Annotated in this window: 15 protein-coding genes, 1 tRNA gene and 1 pseudogene; 10 read left to right on the forward strand and 7 right to left on the reverse strand. The window is 46.9% G+C overall.

From position 1 onward, the window contains the following. The first annotated feature begins 11 nt into the window (after positions 1 to 11). From queD to GALF_RS09160, 5 genes are all read left to right on the forward strand, one after another. On the forward strand, positions 12 to 455 hold the full coding sequence (gene queD / locus GALF_RS09140; protein WP_013293770.1) for a 6-carboxytetrahydropterin synthase QueD: 444 nt from the start codon (positions 12 to 14) through the stop codon (positions 453 to 455). 88 nt (positions 456 to 543) lie between these two features. Further along, positions 544 to 633: transfer RNA gene (locus tag GALF_RS09145), tRNA-Ser, on the forward strand. A 176-nt stretch (positions 634 to 809) separates the two neighbouring features. Beyond that, entirely contained in the window at positions 810 to 2,042 is a 1,233-nt protein-coding gene (locus tag GALF_RS09150) for a tyrosine-type recombinase/integrase (protein ID WP_013293771.1), read from the forward strand. An 85-nt stretch (positions 2,043 to 2,127) separates the two neighbouring features. Continuing rightward, a complete protein-coding gene (locus GALF_RS09155; RefSeq protein ID WP_013293772.1) occupies positions 2,128 to 3,144 on the forward strand; it encodes an FRG domain-containing protein in 1,017 nt (338 codons plus the stop codon). A 48-nt stretch (positions 3,145 to 3,192) separates the two neighbouring features. Then, complete coding sequence (locus GALF_RS09160; RefSeq protein WP_013293773.1) at positions 3,193 to 4,080, forward strand: hypothetical protein; 888 nt, start codon at positions 3,193 to 3,195, stop codon at positions 4,078 to 4,080. 185 nt (positions 4,081 to 4,265) lie between these two features. On the opposite strand, the gene GALF_RS16155 is transcribed toward GALF_RS09160, so the two are convergent. Beyond that, the gene (locus GALF_RS16155) at positions 4,266 to 4,634 is read right to left on the reverse strand and encodes a tetratricopeptide repeat protein (protein ID WP_396230361.1); all 369 of its coding nucleotides are present in this window, start codon (positions 4,632 to 4,634) and stop codon (positions 4,266 to 4,268) included. 75 nt (positions 4,635 to 4,709) lie between these two features. Further along, positions 4,710 to 5,252 (reverse strand): annotated as a pseudogene (locus GALF_RS16160) (tetratricopeptide repeat protein); the annotation flags it as partial. 108 nt (positions 5,253 to 5,360) lie between these two features. On the opposite strand from GALF_RS16160, the gene GALF_RS09170 reads away from it, so the two are divergent. Both GALF_RS09170 and GALF_RS09175 read left to right on the forward strand, forming a co-directional pair. Further along, positions 5,361 to 5,609 carry a helix-turn-helix domain-containing protein gene (locus GALF_RS09170; RefSeq protein WP_013293775.1) on the forward strand — a complete coding sequence of 83 codons (249 nt, stop codon included), beginning with the start codon at positions 5,361 to 5,363 and terminating at the stop codon, positions 5,607 to 5,609. Between the two features lie 197 nt (positions 5,610 to 5,806). Next, positions 5,807 to 6,610, forward strand: a complete 804-nt coding sequence (locus tag GALF_RS09175) for a hypothetical protein (protein ID WP_013293776.1) — start codon at positions 5,807 to 5,809, stop codon at positions 6,608 to 6,610. Positions 6,611 to 6,705: 95 nt separating this feature from the next. On the opposite strand, the gene GALF_RS09180 is transcribed toward GALF_RS09175, so the two are convergent. The 3 genes from GALF_RS09180 to GALF_RS09190 all read right to left on the reverse strand — a co-directional run bounded on the left by GALF_RS09180 (position 6,706) and on the right by GALF_RS09190 (position 8,587). Further along, positions 6,706 to 6,993 (reverse strand): hypothetical protein, encoded by a 288-nt coding sequence (locus GALF_RS09180; protein WP_013293777.1) that lies wholly within the window; start codon positions 6,991 to 6,993, stop codon positions 6,706 to 6,708. A 270-nt stretch (positions 6,994 to 7,263) separates the two neighbouring features. Continuing rightward, positions 7,264 to 7,482 (reverse strand): antitoxin VbhA family protein, encoded by a 219-nt coding sequence (locus GALF_RS09185; RefSeq protein WP_013293778.1) that lies wholly within the window; start codon positions 7,480 to 7,482, stop codon positions 7,264 to 7,266. Positions 7,483 to 7,534: 52 nt separating this feature from the next. Next, positions 7,535 to 8,587 carry a hypothetical protein gene (locus GALF_RS09190; protein WP_013293779.1) on the reverse strand — a complete coding sequence of 351 codons (1,053 nt, stop codon included), beginning with the start codon at positions 8,585 to 8,587 and terminating at the stop codon, positions 7,535 to 7,537. Positions 8,588 to 8,792: 205 nt separating this feature from the next. On the opposite strand from GALF_RS09190, the gene GALF_RS15350 reads away from it, so the two are divergent. The 3 genes from GALF_RS15350 to GALF_RS09210 all read left to right on the forward strand — a co-directional run bounded on the left by GALF_RS15350 (position 8,793) and on the right by GALF_RS09210 (position 11,734). Next, entirely contained in the window at positions 8,793 to 9,026 is a 234-nt protein-coding gene (locus tag GALF_RS15350) for a helix-turn-helix transcriptional regulator (protein ID WP_013293780.1), read from the forward strand. A gap of 340 nt (positions 9,027 to 9,366) precedes the next feature. Next, positions 9,367 to 10,737 carry a hypothetical protein gene (locus GALF_RS09205; protein WP_013293781.1) on the forward strand — a complete coding sequence of 457 codons (1,371 nt, stop codon included), beginning with the start codon at positions 9,367 to 9,369 and terminating at the stop codon, positions 10,735 to 10,737. Positions 10,738 to 11,437: 700 nt separating this feature from the next. Continuing rightward, the gene (locus tag GALF_RS09210; protein WP_041938049.1) at positions 11,438 to 11,734 is read left to right on the forward strand and encodes a hypothetical protein; all 297 of its coding nucleotides are present in this window, start codon (positions 11,438 to 11,440) and stop codon (positions 11,732 to 11,734) included. Between the two features lie 91 nt (positions 11,735 to 11,825). Here GALF_RS09210 and yjjJ read toward each other — a convergent pair whose 3' ends face one another. Both yjjJ and fliW read right to left on the reverse strand, forming a co-directional pair. Then, positions 11,826 to 13,169 carry a type II toxin-antitoxin system HipA family toxin YjjJ gene (yjjJ, locus tag GALF_RS09215; protein ID WP_013293783.1) on the reverse strand — a complete coding sequence of 448 codons (1,344 nt, stop codon included), beginning with the start codon at positions 13,167 to 13,169 and terminating at the stop codon, positions 11,826 to 11,828. A gap of 381 nt (positions 13,170 to 13,550) precedes the next feature. Further along, positions 13,551 to 14,030: a flagellar assembly protein FliW gene (gene fliW, locus GALF_RS09220; RefSeq protein ID WP_013293784.1), complete on the reverse strand. Its 480-nt coding sequence runs from the start codon at positions 14,028 to 14,030 to the stop codon at positions 13,551 to 13,553. Positions 14,031 to 14,042: the final 12 nt, after the last annotated feature.

The following is a 14,042-nucleotide window of genomic DNA, read 5'->3' on the forward strand; positions in this document are numbered from 1 at the left end:
CTGCAACCACCATGCTCATCACCCGCCGCCTGGAATTCGATGCCGGACACCGCATCCCCAATCACAACAGCCAGTGCAGACACCTGCACGGCCATCGCTATGCGATTGAGATCACCCTGTCGGGAGAGATCATCAAAACCGAAGGCCAATCCGAACAGGGCATGGTGATGGATTTTTCCGACGTCAAACGCATCGCGCAAGAAAAACTGGTCAACGTTTGGGATCACGCTTTTCTGGTGTATCGGGGCGACAAGCAGGTGTGCGATTTTCTGGCAACGATGCCAGACCATAAAACCGTTGTATTTGACGTTGTGCCGACCGCAGAAAACCTCGCGCAAACGGCCTTCGAACTACTAGACCCCGCCTATCAGGACAGCTACGGCAATCACCTGAAACTTGAGCGCATCCGGCTGTTTGAAACCCCCAACAACTGGGCCGACTGCGTACGCAGCTAACTTTTTTATAAATTTTCTGGACAGACTGCGCAACTTCATGGAAAATGCGCGGCTTCGATGGATAGGCAAATGCCTTTCACCAGAACAAGGAAGTGTGGCCGAGCGGTTTAAGGCACTAGTCTTGAAAACTAGCGAGGATGAGAGTCCTCCGTGAGTTCGAATCTCACCGCTTCCGCCAGAACAACGTTTCAATCAGTCTCACAAAGACTCTAAAACCCGCACTGCGTATAGCTTTAGCGGGTTTTTTAACGCCTAAACGGTAACAGACATTCTCATTCAAGCTCAATCTTTTGTTGGTATCTTTGTTGGTATCTGCTATTGTTGGTACGTCAGATACCAACAAAGGATAGCGAAATGGCACTCACAGAACTGGCTGTTAAGAACGCGAAACCCAAAGACAAACCCTACAAGCTTTCAGATGGCGGCGGCTTATTCCTGTTGGTACAAATTAACGGCGGCAAATATTGGCGGCTGGCCTATCGCTTCGCTGACAAACAAAAAACGTTAGCTCTGGGCATTTATCCAGACATTAGCCTCGCTGACGCACGGGAACGGCGCGAACAGGCGCGCAAGCTGCTGGCAAACGACACCGACCCGAGCGCCATTAAGAAAGAAACAAAGCGGATATTACAGACCGCTACCGTCAACAGCTTTTCGGCTCTCGCCAAAGAGCTGCACAAAGTCAAAGCACCGATGTGGACGGAAGGCCATGCCAAGCAATGGATGCTCAACATGGAAAAATACGCCTTCCCGGTTATCGGTGATCGCCCGGTTGCCGAGATCGAACCGCTGGAGCTAGTCGGCATCATGCGCAATGTTGAGGCGCAAGGCACATTCGAGACTCGCGACAGGCTGTTACAGACAATCAGCTCCACTTTCAAATACGCAATTGCAATTGGCAAAGCAAAATATAACCCCGCCGAAATTCGTTTGGCGCTGGCTGATCGCCCAAAGGTGGAAAACTTTGCATGCCTTAGCACGGATGAAATTCCGGCCTTTTTGCGCGCCTTTGACGACTATCAGGAGAGAGGAAAAGTTTCGCTGATTGCAGTTGCAGCGTTCCGCCTGTTACTGCTGACAGCGACACGCTCCAGCGAAGTGCGCTTTTCCAAGTGGGCAGACTTCGATCTTGATGCCGGCTGCTGGATCATCCCCGCAGAGCAGACAGGACGAAAGGGAAAGCACGGCAAGCGCAAGCCCCACGCCGTACCGCTATCAGATCAGGCCATAGCCGTACTGCGCGACCTCTATCCTGTCACGGGGCATGGCGAGCATGTATTCCCCAGCCGCAACGGCATGGGGCGTGTTATCAGCGAGAATACCGTCAACAAGATCATTGAAACGATGGGCTACAAAGGCAGGCAGACAGGGCACGGCTTCCGCAGCCTTGCACGGACAACGCTGGGCGATATGGGGCATCGCTGGGAGGTATTGGAAGCAATGCTATCCCATGCGCTTGAAAACCAGACAGCGGCGGCCTATGTGCGCACCACCTACTTTGAAGAGAGGCGCGGCATCATGCAGAAATGGGCTGATTATCTGGACGCTGTGAAGTCTGGCGCGCAAGTGATACCGTTGCGCGCATAATCAGGTTATCGCCCTTGAAATTCCACTTGATTCGCGGCACGATGCGTCGAATGAAAATACCTTTTCTACAGCCTCGTTAGACCTCATGAAACTTCCAGCTCACGTTCTCCTTCAATTGGCCGACCAAGAGCGCGCTCCAATTGGGCTCCAAGCTGGTGGTACAGCACGTTGGACTATGGTTCAGGCCGGGAGTGGCGCTACTAATCAAGCCAAGATTATGAGGAATGCCCTCTCAGTAGCTCTTTATCGTGGACAGAACCAGCATTTTGATCAATGTTGGCCATCACTCTGCCGAGACTTTCAACGGAATACGTACCGAGTGGTGGATCTTGCCCCCCTTGACCAAGCTCTTCTACTCAAACGGCTTGCGCTCAACCGATGGTTCGCTGATGAGTTGACAAAGCACCCCATGATGAAATGGGCAAAGTCCCAAAATATCTTCGTTGATGCCATTGCCCTAGCACAACATTATGGAATCCCAACAGCGTATATCGATGTATCGGAGTCCTTCCAAATAGCTGCCTTTTTCGCAACGTGCCGCTTCGTACAAGAAACCGCTTCTTGGGAGCCAATGACTACGGGTGAAGGTGTCATATACCATGTTCACTTCAACGCAATCGACGAGAGAATCTCCCCAATCTGTTACCAACCATTTCCGAGACCATTGCGGCAGTGGGCATGGACAGTTGAACTTCGGTTGGGTGAAAACTTTCTACACACACCCAAGCTTCAGGGATTTCGTTTCGATCATGACGCAAAAGTTGGCGAAGAGATGCTAAGGCGCTTCGACGGTGGCTCTAAGCTACTTCCCCCAGATCCTAGTGCACGCCTTGCATCAGCGATGTGTTTTGCCACGGAAATTCCATCGATCTATATTGACGAGGTCGAGGCATGGATGGCGAGTGACCCCAATGGACTTCCTGCGCATGAGGTAAAAAATATTCGCACAACGCTTAAAAATAAATTGGGAATTGGTTTGTCGAATACATCTGCCGTTAGCTACACTTTGGATGAGCTGAATATTGCGGAGCGCGAATGCACTAAATTCACCCACGGTTTTTTTGATGATGTTGGCTTCCGTGCCACGCTCCCAACAAAATAATAAGGTCTAACAGGCAGTTGAAAAACGCCTTGTTAAGGAGAACCTGCGATGCACTATGGGTATTTAGTTGGACTGTTTGACATACTTGGCTTTGAGAAAAAATTAGCGAGCATTGGCTTGACTGAGATGCTTGCTCGCTATGAGGTTCTGATTGAGGCGGTAAATTACCAGAAAGATCATGAGCAGCGGGTATTTAATGACATGGGTTTCGTCGAGTCGCCTTACTGGACTTCTGACGGAGACGTATTTATTTTTAGCAAGATACATGGTGCATATGCTAGCGATTCCATTTTGTTATGGGCGAATCGCACTTGGCCTGAAGCGCGAGATACCCCCCCTGAAGACATTGAAACGCTTTCAAAAGACCCCGCAACGAGTTGGAAATTCCATCCTATTCCTTGCGACAACTTTCTAGACATTTGCAACGACTTGATGTGTTGTGGGTTGGAGGTTGGACTTCCGCTTAGAGGGGCTATATCGATGGGGGAGGCTGTATTAGATGGAAACAAGAACATATTTCTTGGGCACCCCATCATTGAAGCCGCACGCCTTGAGCGTGGTCAGAAATTTATTGGGGCTGGCTTGTGCAAGAGTTTTGTAAACCAAACTATTCCAAAACGTTTTTCGTTGCAATTTGATAAGCACCTGAAGGATGGATATTCCGAACAGTGCGGGGGGCTTGTGTTAGATTGGCCGCGTCATTGGCGAAAAACCAGGTCTGAGGATGTTAGTCAAATTATCGGGGCAATGAATAACGACACACAGCATGCAGCCTACTATGAACACACGCTTGATCTAATTGCACACTCAGATAAATTCGCAAGCCAATTTGACTCAAGGGAAGAAAAATCAATTCGGTCTGTATATGATGAGTTTTCATTTGCCAACAAAAAATTGATAGTTCCAGCTAGGGCAATTCGTCGTGTTCCAATTTAGGGCACAACGAAGTAATGATTGAATTATTGGTCAAAAGCGTATTGGGCTTTCACTATCAATATAAATCAACCATAAAATACGGTTCACTACACGTGAATTTGCATAGATACCAAATTCAACTGGGGCCGTGAATGCTGCTGACGAGAGCAAATATGCGCAAATTGAAGCGATGGTTATTTTAATGTTTATGGCATTGCCTTTTCCTTAATTGCCTGTTTCTTGCTGTACCTATCCAAAGCCTTCAGCAACATTCCCGGCTGGCTGATCTCCCGTGACAATGCTTGCGCCGCAGCAATTTCTTTGGCTGTCATTGACGATGACAACTTTTCCCGGTTCGCCGCAGCCCCATCGATTTTGTCTGCTGAATGAGCATTTGTTGCCGACACGTTGAATAGCGCGTAGGCAAACACACTGTTTTGATGCACACCTTGACCGCTTGCATACATTGCTCCGAGGTTATGTTGCGCAGAGGCATCGCCTTGGTCGGCGGCAACCAGAAACCACGCAATAGCTTCCATGTAATCTTGCAAGACACCACGACCGTCTCTATACATCACTCCGAGGTTATATTGCGAACTGGCAATGCCTTGTTTTGCGGCGAGCTGAAACCACTTTGCGGCCTCCTTATAGTCTTGCGCTACGCCTTTGCCGAAGAGATAAGCATTTCCAAGATTTTGTTGCGCAGTGTCAACGCCTTGGTCAGCGGCAAGCCGATACCACTTGACGGCCTCCTTGTAGTCCAGCGGAATACCCTGCCCCTTCGCATATATCCGGCCGAGGTTGCCTTGCGCAACGGCATCGCCTTGACCAGCAGCGAGCCGATACCACCTTATGGCCTCTTTGTAATCCTTGGGCACACCTTCGCCGTGCTCATAAATCATTCCGAGGTTTGCTTGCGCCGAGGCATTACCTTGTACAGCGGCGAGCCGATACCACTTAGCGGCAATTTTATAGTCCTGCTGCACACCTTGGCCGTTGTCATACATCACCCCGATGTTATCTTGCGCAACGGCATCGCCTTGACTGGCTAATGGCTCCCACTCCTTCAGGGCAGTTGCAAAATCATTTTTTTTATACGCAGCTTCCCCAGCGTCATAGTCGGCATAAGCACTTGAAGTAACGATAGCGAGTGGAATGAAAAAACAAACGGCGATTTTGCGCATAGCATCCATTTACATTCCCTTTGGGCTGGTTGTCGGGTTGTGGAATTAACTTTCACAGTCTAGCGAATACAACCGTATGCAGACAAGCCCGGGAGTTTAGGCAAATCTAGTCCTCCTATGAAGGACAAAAAATTACCGACGAAAATGTTTGGCGCAGTGTTGCAGGAACTACGCTTGCAACAGGCACTCACGCAAGATCAACTTGCCGAACGTGCCGATACTGAGCGCAGCCATATCAGCGCCCTTGAGCGTGCCGAAAAAGGCCCTTCACTCGCAACGATCTTTAGTCTTGCCGATGCACTGAAAATTCCTGCGGGGGATTTAATGACTCTCGTCGAACAACGGCTCAAAACTCATCGAAGCTGATGACAATGAACGGCTTTTCTAAATGAACATGTCACACACAACATTCGATTGACGCCCCCTCAAAAAACCTTACAATCCCAATAGGTTCCGTTCACCAAAGACTCAGTTCAATAAGTTTGTTCGCCACCAACAGGTTGCGGATTTAACAAATTTGGTTCGGGCGGCAGATAAACGCTATTCGTTAGACCTGACCATTCATGGAAATAAATGTCCACTTTGCTTGCACATGCGGAGCATTCGTCGAAGAAAACATATACGTTAGCGAAGAAAACCTCGCTACTGACACCACTCCTTGTAACTCTTGGAAAGTCCTTATCTGCGATGGCTGCGCTAAAGATTACGAGGCGGCAATAATCAGCACACAAAATGAACTAGACGTCAGCATTGATGGCGCTGTATCGCTTGAATACGAAGTAGTTGACAATCATGAGTATGATGAGATTTCTTGGACAATTGAATCAACACAGCAATTAGAAACATACACAAAAATATCAAGGGATGTTGTCTTACTGCTACAGCTAAAGATTCCTGATGAAGCCAAAAACACGCTCTATAACATGCTGTACGCCCAAGTTGTTACAGTAGTTGAAGCGTACCTTTCTGGGATATTTATCCATACTGTTATCAACTCGGATGACTTAATTCGAAAGCTAGTTGAATCCGATCCTGAACTTGCAAAAAAACAATTTTCGCTCAATGAAATATTTTCGAAGTGGAATGAGCTAAAGTTTATCGTTGCCAAGCACCTTAAAGATATTATCTTCCATGATCTTAAAAAGATTAAACCTATGTATTTTAGTGTCTTAGAAATTGATTTTGGAGACATAGGTTGGCTTTTCAAAGCAGTACTAATCAGGCATGACTGCGTACATCGGAATGGGGTTGATAAAGAGGGAAATCCGACTGGAATTGATGAAAGCATGATTATTGATTTAATCAAAAATTGTGCATCACTGGTAGCCGCTATCGATGAGCAAATTCAATTTCGGAATTTAACCTAACACTCAACAGAAACGAATCTCCTTATAAAGTTTTCCTCTTTGGATCAGTTCGACAATTTGCTTGCCAATTTCACTTGATTGATTAACGTGAGTTTTTAGTTTTTCTCGTAATTCAATAACGCTCCGTTGACCATCAAAGGGAAGAGTTGCCCCGCTGCACTTAATGAAGAAATTCTGATTAATAACTCAAGCAAATCATTTTGCAAGTCGAACCGCCGCAATATGCGTCCCTGTTTTTTATAAAAACCAGTCAAGGCGTCTAACACCAAGGCTCTTGCAACTTTACCTTCAGATAGATCGCGTCGCTTGGCATCATCTTGTATTAATTCCCACTCATGATCGGCAACACGAAAGGCAACATGGTGAGATTTACTTTTTGCCATAATTTTTTAACTTCCCGCAAATTGTTTACATCTGTAAACACGCATAAACCCCGTAGCTACAATCTTATTAGCATATGCTTATAGACAGTATGTCGTTTTTAATATTTTTTGTTAACATAAAATTGTTTATATAAATCAATTATATAACTGACATTTTACTCGTCGCATGTCGCGTGCGTAATGTGTATCCTATTATCGGGGGTGAAGTTCGGCCCATTTGGACATACCCAGCCCATCCTTGGCAGTGAATTTTTTGCCGCGCCCCGCAACCTATGATCTGCCATATTTAGCATTTAACTGAGCAATAGCTTGCTCAGTCGTAAGCCTGCCATGAATGATTTCTTCTTGCCGTGTGAGCTGCGCCCTGTCAGTCGCAAATCCCTCTAAAGCCAGCGAGGCGTTGGCGTAACGAAATGCGGCGCATTTACGTTCCTGCGCGTTATCAGCCTGCGTGCGCCGAATGATCAAATTGTCTGCAAAGCTCGTCATGTTTCATTCCCCCTCTTTTTGGATTTCAGTCATTAAAAAGCTATTTGAGATTTCATCTCACCGGGGCAGAAACCGGCGCGGCGATATAGCAAACATCATCGAAGCCAATCCCAATTTTTCCCATCAGCTCGTAATACCTTTCGCGGATGCTATATACAAGTTTTAACATTTCAAGGCGTGAGTCGGAATTTAAAACTTCTCCGCCGGGCAGCAACGGCATAAATGCTCCATGAATACGTTCCCAATAAAAATCGAGCGAATCAATCCGCCCCCAAAATAACGTTTTCCAAAAAAAATGCTGATTCGCAAGATACCCCAACCCGGGTGCATCATGCTCCGGGGTAGCCAGTAAATCTGTAGTCATCAAGGCTACAAGTGTTGCCATATCTACAATCCAAATATCTCGCAGCCAAAGTGGTTGCAGCCTAGATTCGTACAGCAAGCTCTCGAAAAATCGAAAAAGTCCAAATTTCTCTGATTCAACATATTGCATGCGTGTAGCTTTTGAAAACTCATACCGATATGGATTTGAGTCAGAGATCAGCAGACTCAATTTTTCCTCTTCGGACGCATAGCGCAGCGACGGGGCTGGTAAACTTTTCTCACGGCTCTGCCGTTCGAAACTTAATGGCGAACCCGAAGGCTCACACTTGGATTTTGTGAACGTACTCCAAATTCGTTTTAGGCTATCGAGACTTCGTTTTTGAGCATCGAAATTATGACGCCACCACTCCTCGTCGCGAGCTAGCTCAATTGACTTTGAGTCGAGAGCCAGCATGTGTCGCTGAATGGGATTGCCATTTTCGGAAAATTCCAACCAATACCTTGCACCCGGCGAAATGTTGTCGCAGGCGCGAAGTTGCGATGACTGAGGAATGCTGTTTGCCTCCCACCACTTTTTCCAAGTCTCTTCATTGCTCACCGGTGCCAATCCAGTTTCCAGCAAGTCAGACGTTTGCGGCATATAGGGGTCATGCATCGAAGTCAGAAGGATCGACTTAACCTGATTGCACATTGCGCGCATTCGCATCGGGAACGTTGGCTGCTCAATTCGACGCCACACTACCTTGCCAAACCTACCAAAATCTTTGGGATGTTTTTGCATACGTCAACCTACAAAATGCAACATTTTTCGAATGATTTGCCCATTTTTTATCGTAATTATTTGGCGGATGATGGCGGCACATCATCCGCCGCGCATAAAGGCTCGACGAATTATGGCATGTAACGAAATTCGAAATAAAAATCTGTACTCGCGGGAGCGCCTGCTTTCACGCCTGCGCTGATGCACTATCTCTTTCAGGAAGAAAATGATGCAATCTAAATTGCTACAAAACGTACCTGTTCACGCTCAACAACAAGTCGTTGATTACCTCATACCGCGAAAGACAGTTGAAAAATTGTCCGGACTGAGCAGAGCAACAATCTACCGCTTAATAAAAGCAGGTAAATTTCCACGCCCATTATCCATCGGCCCAGGATCGGTACGCTGGCGGCAATCCGATGTAGTTGCCTGGCAACAGTCTCTTTCCGCCACGGTTTAAGGGGCCGCTTTGTGCATTCCAATGATTACCGCCACTCATTGCGACCATAACCACGCCACCTGCTACGATACCGTTTCGACTATCCAAACCGATCTAAATTACTTCTGATTTTGAATGACTGGTGTTGTCGCGTAAGCAGACGTAAAATCATGCAAGGATATGCTTGCGCCATGGTCAGCAAGGTGCCAGCTGACGCTCGACTAAAGAATTTTAGTCTGCGCTACGAATTGCACAAACTTACGCTAGCGAGTCCATGCTCGTAGCTATCATGGGTTGGTAACTCACTGTGACGGCCCGCCACCCGCCGAGTTTCTTCTACATTAAATAATAAGGAGATGATATGGCAGAGCCAACACTACTTAATTTCATCTCGGCCTTGGCATACATGGCGAAGGCTAATCCGCTCATGCTTGACATGGCAAGGCAACAACCCACGTTTGCTGAAATTGAACAGACGGTGGTTGCATTGATTGCCAATGCTGATTCTGCCAGCGAAGCACTGCTTGCTTATGAGGATTTGCGGGGTCTGATTCCGGATTGGAAATTCGTGTTCGCGTCAGACACAGGGCAGATGCCAGGATTCTCAGTGAATCGGGCGTTTTCAGACGGCTCGGTCGTGCGAAGTCTTTTTTCAAAGGAACGTGTGCTCGTACTTGATGAGGCCACGCATAGTGAGATGCTCGTCAACGACAAAACGACATTTCCAATCGATTATTCGATCGCGTTAGACACACAAGTATTGAGTTATCTAGCCCCTTATCTCGAGGGAAAAACAACGCGAATTCCGGACGATTTTCATGAGATCTTTGCATTCATCGCGCAGAAAAATGTCTTTGTTGATCCGATACCGTACATGACAGAAAATTTGATAAATGTGTTGAATCCGAAAAATGTAAACGACATTCGCAGACGCTTGAATGGGTATGAAATGCTACGGACAATCGATGAGGTGCATTTCAATCAAACGGGCGAAGTGCGTTCAACCATCTCGCAAGGTGAGCAAAATACCAGAGTTGATAACACCCTCAACCAAATGATTAATGGTGCCTCAAATCCCGAGACTTTGAAGGCCGCGTTACATGGCCATACATGGGTGTATTGTTTACTATTGAAAATGGCGACAATTCAATTGCGCAGACCGCAACCGGAATTTGCAGCTGAAAAACTGGCTGAATTTATTGAATTTATGGATCTGCGCTTGCAAACTATTTTTGCGCGAGAAGCCATTGTTGCAGCTGAATATTTTGTTAGAGGTCAAAATAATTTTGGATTCTTTGGAAGGATCCAAAAAGGCAAACCCACAAATCTTGCGCATTTGCGGAATATGGCGTGGGACTTTTGGCATATACGAAATGTTGAAGAAGCCACGACCAATGAGCAATTTCAGTCCGACGCACCTGAGCGCAGGGCCCGCTACTTCTTCCCCTCGCTGCTGACGTGCGACAAGGACTTTATTGAAGTAATTGATCTTTATTCGTTGAAATCGTATGCCTACAAAAAAGGCACGTACCGTCCGATACCATTTGCTGAAACTGATTGGATCGCCAAGGTGGCCGGTAGCAAACAGGCTGAACACGATTTTATTCAGAAATACTATTCGCGTACTGCGATAAAGCGGCGCGACGAAATGCGCATCGAAGTGGAGAATAATTTCGACATTATTAAGCGTGAGCTGGAAGAGGAATTTTGCAAAGTAGCGCAGTGCGCCTAATTGATTAGCCTTTGCATGAAAGTTTTTCAGGATACCTAAAGACCCATATTACGGGTTAATTCAACCAAATATTAATTGATGCGATTCACCCCGACACCGCCTTTACGCTTATGTATTGCACCGTTTGTCGGGGCGCACACCATACGGACTTTGTCTCAAGGCAAGCATTGAACTACAGGTTTATACAAAGTTGATGTGCCGTTTTGTCTCAACAGCGGCATGCCGTGCCTCATTGGGATGAATGTCAGCCATGTATTCGCTTTCAGTCCCCTGTCAGGGACTATATAAAGCTGCGTAACACCTCACAAGTAAAACAATGTTTGATGCGCGCTAAACTGGGAAAGCAAAAACATTTGTTGGTACTTCTGTTGGCACTTTCTAAAAAATAAAATTAAGAAGCCAGCAAATTGGCGGCTTACAGGCCACTTTGCGACTGCCACCGCTCCGCCAGAACAACGAATTAAGCCCATGATTAAATGGGCTTTTTTACGTCCAGACTGTCTAAATCAGCATCAAATATTCTCATTGAATCTCGCAATACATGAGGGTACATTTGAACGCATATCAATATCACCAATCAATTTACACCCCCTACGCTGGTCATATCCGGTAAAAAATCTCTTTTCTATTCAAACTGTAATACATACAGATGTAGTGTTTGTCTTAGCGCAAAGAAACGTTAACCGCAAAAAAGGAGACTGTGAATGCAAACTCAATATACAAGAACCGAGATATTCGATCTGCTATCCGCCGTGAAAACGAGCGCATTGCGTTTGAGCGACAGCGATTTCTGGATGAGGCGTTGAAAGAAGCCAAAGCTTGGTCTGAGTTATCACTGCTTCGCCATTACGTAGTACATCTGCGTGATGTTGTATCTACCAGCAAAACAGAGCTAACCGATTACGGAAAAAATTGGCTGGTACATGCGGAGGAAGCTGCAAATCGGCTTGACCCGACGAAAAAATGGCGCGGCAAAGGTGAGAAACAAAACAAATGATCATTACGGCTCTGTCAGATAATGGACATGTGGGCATGAATGAACCATACATGCTTCGCCGCAAAGAGATCTTGGTTGGCAACAGCCAACGTTAACCCAATCGTTCTATCTTAGCTCTGGCAGTCTTAATGCGAAGCTCCATCGCAACGATACAGGGCCGGAATCGCGGACTAAATCCTGTTGCTGACATAACCCGAGAGAGGAACTTTTGCGCCAGCTCTTCTGCTTGCAGCCATGTTTCATTGTTCACACTGGCATGAATAGTCGCATCCGAAAGGGTGTCAGGCAACCCTCCTCCACTACGTGGTGCAAAAGCCATCGGCGTCATATCGTAAGCTGGCGCAATGCTATAAGGCCTGCCGTGCTCAGACACAAACGCTAGGTTACCGCTGTGCATATCAGAGTTACCTATCAGTGTGCCAAAGGCCCACAGAAGCGCAGCGCCTTCTGCAGCTTCTGAGCAAATTTCGCCGATGGCAGCCAAGCGGCGAGCCATAAGAGGCCAGCCACCTGCTCCTAAACCAATGAATTCAGCATCTAGTGCCGCCAAAGAAATTACCGCGCACCGCCCCAACTCTCCGATGCGATCAAAGCGCTCGACCTCGAGGAAGCGCTGACGACCCTGTTCAACGATCTGAGTTTTGGCAGCAAGAACGCCTGACTGATTCAGTGTTTCCAGCGCCAGATGTTCGGCCAGCAGCAAATCGCGCCAGCGCTCACTTACCGGGCTTTCCTGCACCTCACTGAACTTAACGATAACGTGCCTCGGGCCATCCTTTGTCATCGCATAAGCAGTGAACTTCGGTTGCTCGCCTCCCGCTGACGACCCGACAATCTCACCCTGTGATGCTTCCAACGCCAACCGTGCATATTCCTGCCCCTTTTGTCGTTCCATAATTGGATCAGGGACGCGTACTGCAAGAAAATGACTCCTTGCCATTTCGCCTAGCAACAGGTTCCCCACCACATCAAAGCCATGCACAAGTATTGCCCGCAAAGCGTGAGCATCAGTCCAGTCTGAAAGACGCTCCGGCAGCCCTAGTTCCGCACCATATCGGGCGGCATAGGCACGGCCAAGATATCCCTGAGGACGCATGTCTGACAACCACCACGGCAAACCATCGCTGTGCAGTGTTACTCCATCCTCCTGGCGCATGACGAAACCTTCCGGACGTACCGGAATCAGCATTCCAAATTGCCGTATCTGACCTTCAGAACTGACTCGACTGATCGAAATATCAGGCAACCCGCGCACATTATCACGCAGGGCATACTGAATTGATCGTGCAGCGCCAATTCGCACAACTTCGTCACCCAGCTCAATTAGTGCACGTGAAAGCGTAGGCTGACTTACTCCCAATTTTTCAATCAGTTGACGAGCTGATAACGGCCCTGAAGACAAGCGTAATCGAATAGTTTCAGCATGCAGTGACATGAGTACGAATTGAACAGAGAATAGATTGGTGAATAGATATTACAGGATAATATGCGATTTAGGTAAGGAATGCACTCAGCAATCGACGCGGACATATTCCGCAGTATTTTAGTATGAATTGAACTTTTTACTGATCAACCCGTCATAGCGTGCAGTTGTTTAATTTTATGAAGGGATTGATTGTGAAAAAATATCTTGTACTGGCCTCATTGACCGCTTCTGAATGGATTGTGGTGCTGTCCAATACAGTACCGCTGTGAGCCGCCTAACCGATTAGCACGCACCAATTCAAATACGATCAAGACCTCCTTGAGCGATTGTTTTATAGACGTAAAAAAGGCGGAGTTCATTCCGCCTTTTTTTACGTCAACAATAATCTACTTAAACTTCGATCGTTGTACGAAAAACCACTTTTGAATCCTTCTTGCCAACCAGAATTTTTTGCATGCCGATGCGCGACTTGATGTTGATCAAAATAGGCGCCGAGATATTGGTATACATATCTTCCGGTAACAGAGGAGCCGCACCTTGCGCGGCATTTTTAGCGGACAGGGTTGTCAACACCAGAATATCGTGAGAACTTTCCAGTTTAAGATCAGCAACTTCACTATCCGTTAACACCAGTTCAAAATTAAAACCAAACAAATTAGGCTCAGTCAAAGGCAAAGATACATTTTCATCGTCAAGCGACTGCAAGTGAATAACCACACCGCTCACTGGCTCGCCCTTTTCATTCAATTCATGAAACAACGTCCAGCGCGTGTAATTTTCGAAGCCGGGGATTCCTTTTGGAAAAGTAATAATTTTAGATGAATCAATACTTAACTCACCAAATCGCGTATTCAATTTAGTCTCTGCCATTTCCGTCTCCTT

Origin of the sequence: Gallionella capsiferriformans ES-2 (genome assembly GCF_000145255.1) — a bacterium.
GTDB classification, from domain to species: Bacteria; Pseudomonadota; Gammaproteobacteria; order Burkholderiales; family Gallionellaceae; genus Gallionella; species Gallionella capsiferriformans.

Coding starts and splice junctions, on each gene's coding strand:
- queD (WP_013293770.1), top strand. CDS start 12: ATGCTCATCACCCGCCGCCTGGAATTCGATGCCGGACACCGCATCCCC.
- GALF_RS09150 (WP_013293771.1), top strand. CDS start 810: ATGGCACTCACAGAACTGGCTGTTAAGAACGCGAAACCCAAAGACAAA.
- GALF_RS09155 (WP_013293772.1), top strand. CDS start 2,128: ATGAAACTTCCAGCTCACGTTCTCCTTCAATTGGCCGACCAAGAGCGC.
- GALF_RS09160 (WP_013293773.1), top strand. CDS start 3,193: ATGCACTATGGGTATTTAGTTGGACTGTTTGACATACTTGGCTTTGAG.
- GALF_RS16155 (WP_396230361.1), bottom strand. CDS start 4,634: ATGTATAGAGACGGTCGTGGTGTCTTGCAAGATTACATGGAAGCTATT.
- GALF_RS09170 (WP_013293775.1), top strand. CDS start 5,361: ATGAAGGACAAAAAATTACCGACGAAAATGTTTGGCGCAGTGTTGCAG.
- GALF_RS09175 (WP_013293776.1), top strand. CDS start 5,807: ATGGAAATAAATGTCCACTTTGCTTGCACATGCGGAGCATTCGTCGAA.
- GALF_RS09180 (WP_013293777.1), bottom strand. CDS start 6,993: ATGGCAAAAAGTAAATCTCACCATGTTGCCTTTCGTGTTGCCGATCAT.
- GALF_RS09185 (WP_013293778.1), bottom strand. CDS start 7,482: ATGACGAGCTTTGCAGACAATTTGATCATTCGGCGCACGCAGGCTGAT.
- GALF_RS09190 (WP_013293779.1), bottom strand. CDS start 8,587: ATGCAAAAACATCCCAAAGATTTTGGTAGGTTTGGCAAGGTAGTGTGG.
- GALF_RS15350 (WP_013293780.1), top strand. CDS start 8,793: ATGATGCAATCTAAATTGCTACAAAACGTACCTGTTCACGCTCAACAA.
- GALF_RS09205 (WP_013293781.1), top strand. CDS start 9,367: ATGGCAGAGCCAACACTACTTAATTTCATCTCGGCCTTGGCATACATG.
- yjjJ (WP_013293783.1), bottom strand. CDS start 13,169: ATGTCACTGCATGCTGAAACTATTCGATTACGCTTGTCTTCAGGGCCG.
- fliW (WP_013293784.1), bottom strand. CDS start 14,030: ATGGCAGAGACTAAATTGAATACGCGATTTGGTGAGTTAAGTATTGAT.